Annotated in this window: 4 protein-coding genes and 1 pseudogene; 4 read left to right on the top strand and 1 reads right to left on the bottom strand. The window is 45.0% G+C overall.

From position 1 onward, the window contains the following. The 4 genes from ACO4PX_RS08640 to dusB all read left to right on the top strand — a co-directional run. A partial coding sequence (locus ACO4PX_RS08640; RefSeq protein ID WP_485572295.1) for a helix-hairpin-helix domain-containing protein occupies positions 1 to 1,534 on the top strand: 1,534 nt, incomplete at its 5' end. A 119-nt stretch (positions 1,535 to 1,653) separates the two neighbouring features. Then, positions 1,654 to 2,631, top strand: coding sequence for a 6-phosphofructokinase (gene pfkA / locus ACO4PX_RS08635; protein WP_314667317.1), 978 nt, complete (start codon positions 1,654 to 1,656; stop codon positions 2,629 to 2,631). Positions 2,632 to 2,858: 227 nt separating this feature from the next. Continuing rightward, positions 2,859 to 3,221, top strand: coding sequence for a DUF6145 family protein (locus ACO4PX_RS08630; protein WP_485572294.1), 363 nt, complete (start codon positions 2,859 to 2,861; stop codon positions 3,219 to 3,221). A gap of 208 nt (positions 3,222 to 3,429) precedes the next feature. Next, entirely contained in the window at positions 3,430 to 4,377 is a 948-nt protein-coding gene (gene dusB / locus ACO4PX_RS08625; protein ID WP_485572296.1) for a tRNA dihydrouridine synthase DusB, read from the top strand. Between the two features lie 222 nt (positions 4,378 to 4,599). Here the strand turns inward: dusB and ACO4PX_RS08620 are convergent. Continuing rightward, a pseudogene (locus ACO4PX_RS08620) lies at positions 4,600 to 4,837 on the bottom strand (DeoR/GlpR family DNA-binding transcription regulator); the annotation flags it as partial.

The following is a 4,837-nucleotide window of genomic DNA, read 5'->3' as shown; positions in this document are numbered from 1 at the left end:
CGCTACCGTGCATTACGATTGTAAGGAAATGGAATCCATCCTGCAAAATACCTATGGGGTAATCGTATATCAGGAGCAGGTTATGCAGATTGTGCGAGACCTGGCCGGTTTTACCATGGGCGGATCGGACCTCTTACGAAGAGCCATGTCCAAGAAGAAGACCTCCGTCATGGAGGAAGCAAGGCAGAGCTTTGTCTACGGCAATGCGAAAGAAGGCATTGCAGGCTGCATTTCCAAGGGGATTTCTGAAGAGGTGGCCAATCGGATTTACGACAAGATGATTGACTTTGCCAAGTATGCCTTCAATAAGTCCCATGCGGTAAGCTATGCCCTGCTTTCCTATCAAACCGCCTATTTAAAGTATTACTATGCTCCGGAATTTTATGCTGCCACCATGAGCTCCTTTATGGATAACACGGTGAAAACCGCCGAGTATATCGAAGTGGCCAGGGAACAGGGCATAGAGATCCTTCCTCCGGATATTCAGTTGGCGGAGGTGGGCTTCTCCGTGAAGGAGGGGAAGATTCGTTATGGCCTTTCCGCCGTTAAGGGAGTGGGAAGATCCGCCGCTGAGCAGATTATTCTGGAAAGAAAGAACGGTCCCTTTAGAAACTTTGAAGATTTAGTTCAGCGACTAAGCCAAAGAGGCATTAACCGAAGAGCCATGGAGTCCTTTATCCATGCAGGAGCCTTTGACAATCTGGAAGGAAATCGAAGGGAAAAGTTGGTAATGCTTCCGGAGGTTTTGGAGGATTTACAGAAGGGAAAGAAGGATCAGATTGCGGGGCAGATGAGCCTTTTGGACCTTTTGGGAGAAGAGGCGGAGGAAAGACAGGAATTTGAGCTGATTTTCCCGGATTTGGAAGAATTTCCCAAGTCTGAGCTTCTGCGAAATGAAAAGGATGCCTTAGGTGTATATCTTTCCGGACATCCTCTGGACAGTGACAGAGCTCTTTTAAAGCAGCTTTGCAGCAGAAGAGCCAGAGACTTCTCTTTGGAAGCAATAGAGGAAGAGAAGAATCTTGTGGACGATGAGCATTGTACCGTAGGAGGGATGATTACCGGCATTAACAGGCGGATTACCAAGAAAAATGACATGATGGCCTTTTTGACCTTGGAAGACAATACCGGCTCCATGGAAGTGGTGGTTTTCCCTAAGACCTACGAGCTTACGGAGGAGCTGATTCAGGAGGATAGGAAGGTATTTGTCTACGGCAGAGTGCAAATGAGCGATGAAGCCAACGGGAAATTGATTGCGGAAAAAATTATAGCTTTTGAAAATTTGCCGAAAGAAATTTGGTTGCAGTTTTCCGACAAAGAGGCCTATCTGGAGAAGGAAAAGGAAGTTTTGGAATGCCTGTCTCAAGAAGGGGGCGAAAGCACCGTGGCCATTTACCTTAGGAAAGAAAAGGCTATAAAACGCTTGGGGAAGCTTTATGCTGTACAATCTTCCCAAGAATTGCTGGAAAATCTTGCAAAAATTGTAGGTCCGGAAAATGTGAAAGAACAGCTAAAATCCTTGAAAAATGCTTAAGGATAGAGTAATATAATGTACTTGTTCAGAATTAAATACATGGCGGAACAGGTGGTAAGACCGGTATAGAGAAACGGTAAAGAATAAAATAAAAACAGTAAGGTAGATTGGAGGCAGTTATGGCAGGGAAAGCAGTAAAAACAATTGGTGTTTTGACTTCCGGAGGAGATGCTCCCGGAATGAATGCGGCGATTCGTTCCGTGGTAAGAACCGCGATTCACAATGGCTTAAAGGTTAAGGGTGTTATGCGTGGCTACGCAGGACTTTTAGAGGAAGAAATCAAAGAATTGGACAGCCACTCTGTTTCCGATATAGTAAGCCGTGGAGGTACTGTACTGTATACCGCCAGATGTAAGGAGTTTACCACTCCTGAAGGTCAGAAGAGAGGTGCGGAGATTTGTAAGAAGCACGGTATTGACGGCATCGTGGTTATCGGAGGAGACGGTTCCTTCATGGGAGCCGGAAAGTTGTCCGCTTTAGGCATTAACACCATCGGCGTTCCCGGAACCATTGACTTGGATATTGCCTGCACAGATTACACCATCGGCTTTGATACTTCTATCAATACAGCTATGCAGGCTATTGATAAGATTCGAGATACTTCTACCTCCCACGAGCGTTGCTCCATTATCGAGGTAATGGGAAGACACGCAGGCTATATCGCTCTTTGGTGCGGTGTGGCAAATGGTGCAGAAGAAATTCTTTTGCCGGAGAAGTATGATGGAGACGAGCAGGCCATCATTAACCGCATTATCGAGAGCAGAAAAAGAGGAAAGAAGCATTACATCATTATCAATGCGGAGGGAATCGGACATTCTTCCTCCATGGCAATGAGAATTGAGGCGGCAACCGGTATCGAAACCAGAGCTACCATTTTAGGACACATGCAGAGAGGCGGATCTCCAACCTGTAAGGACCGTTATTATGCTTCCATTATGGGCGCTAAGGCGGTGGAACTGCTTTTGGCAGGAAAGTCCAATCGACTTGTGGCTTACAAGAAGGGTGAGTTCGTGGATTACGATATTCAGGAAGCACTGCGCATGAAGAAGGATATCTCTGAAGAGCAGTATCGTATCGCTCAGCTCTTGGTAAGATAAGAGGAAATCTTTAGAATTAGCTTCTGGTAAGATAAGAGGCAGTATTTAGAATAAGAGGGAAGAAGTCGGAAGAAATTTCGGATTCTTTCCCTCTATTTTTTTGATGAGTATCGCCGGCGTAGTGTGCATTGTCTCATTTTATTCTTAATGATTATCCCTCGCGTAGTGTGCACTATCTATTTTTATGCTATGATGGGACAGGCAAAAAATCCGAAAGGAGCAAAACAATGGACGAAAAAGCAATGAATCAGGATGCCTTAAAGAAAGAGGCAGAGAAGGTGCTCTGCGGGGCCAATTCCTATAGAGAACAGTATTTTTTTAATCCCCGCTTTTCTCTTCTGCCGAAAGAGGTACAGGAAAGTCTGCAAAAAATAACCGTTACTTATACGGAGGAAATCGGTGGCGTATTTCTTCTGCAATTCGGAGAAGAAGGAAGGCTGGAGCTTATCAGCATTGCGGAGGAGACGGACTATCTTTATGACCCGATAGGGGCAGAGCTAAAGAAGAAGCAGATTCAAAAGGACTATAAGGAGCTCTTTTCCAAGCTGGAAGAGTATTATGCGGGATTGCAGAATCTGGAGAAGAAGTAAGAGAAGTCGATGCAATGCTTCAAAATATAGAGAAAAAGTAAGAGGAGTCTATGCATTGCATTAGAGTAGAAAGAAGGACAGTATCGAATATTTTGTTGAAAAAGAAAAAATAGAAGAAATCGTGAAAAGTCACGGAATATCTGGCTTTTCTTATGAGGAGGCCTTGAATAAAAGAGAAGAAGAGGGGAGAGAAAACCTCTTTCAGCCGATTTCCTTAAAGGATTGCAATCTTCCGGGAAATATCCTGATGGCGCCCATGGCAGGGGTGACAGATCTTCCCTACCGTATTCTTTGTAAGGAAATGGGCTTAAGTCTTTCTTTTACGGAAATGGTGTCAGCGAAAGCCATTTACTATGGCAATCAAAATACCGATTCTTTGCTGGATCATAATGGAGAGCCGGGGCTTGTATCGGCACAGCTTTTTGGCTCGGATCCTGCTTTGATGGCGGAAATGGCCTGTCGAATCGAAGAGGACTTTGACGGCATTGATGTGAATATGGGCTGTCCCGTGCCTAAGGTGGTACGGAATCAGGAGGGCTCAGCTTTAATGACCAACCTTCCATTAGCGGAACAGGTTTTAAGCACTATGGCAAAAGCCTTGAAGAAACCTCTTACAGTAAAGTTTCGCATCGGCTTTACGGATGATGCTATCAATGTGGTGGAATTTGCGAAAATGGCAGAGGCCTCCGGGGTGGCTTCCGTGACCATTCACGGAAGAACCAGAGAGCAATATTATAGAGGAAAGGCCAACTGGCAATATATTAAGGAAGCCAAGGAAGCAGTGAAGATTCCTGTCTTTGGAAACGGAGACATTTTCCAAGAAGAGGATGCCTTGGCTATGCTCCTTTCCACCGGGATAGACGGTGTTGCGCTGGCTCGAGGAATTCAAGGAAATCCCTTTTTGATACGAGCCTGTGTCAACCTTCTGTCTGAAGGGAAGAAGCTTCCGCCGGTGAGCCTTTCGGAAAGAAAGGAAATGATGCTTCGGCACCTTAGACTGATGGTGGAGATTAAGGGAGAGCATCTGGCTCTTTTGGAAATGAGGAAGCACCTTTCCTGGTATATGGAAGGTCTGGAAAATGCAGCCCGCTGGAGACAGAGGGTGAATACGGAGAACGATTTGGAGAAGGTATTCCAAATGGTTAAGGAACTATAGAATATAAAAAATTTCTGTGGAATTATGTAAATAAGCTTTCCACAGCATAGCTTGCATTCGAGGCACGCTCCCGCTAACTTCGCCTTCGTAGTGGACACTAAGCGAAAAACTTCATTTCATTTGTTTTTCGTAAGTGCCAACGGGCTCAGATTGCCTCTCATTTAAGCTATGCTGTGTAAAGCTTTTATATTTGTCAAAAAGATTGATTTTTTATATTTCTACTTAGTAAATAACCATTGGAATCTGCTTCTCCAAAGCCCTCTGTAAGGAGGGGGAGAAGGGGGCATCCGACACCAGACAGGATAGGGCCTGAAAGTCTGTCAGCTTAAAGAAGCCAACAGCATTTTCCTTGCTGTTATCACAAAGCAGGATGGTTTTTTCCGCATTTTCCATCATGCTTTTTTTGACTAAGCCCTGGGAATCATCTCCTTCGAAGATGCCCTTTTCCTGAATCGCTTTG

Source organism: Oribacterium sp. (genome assembly GCF_057249185.1).
This window is presented reverse-complemented; position numbering and strand designations above follow the sequence as displayed.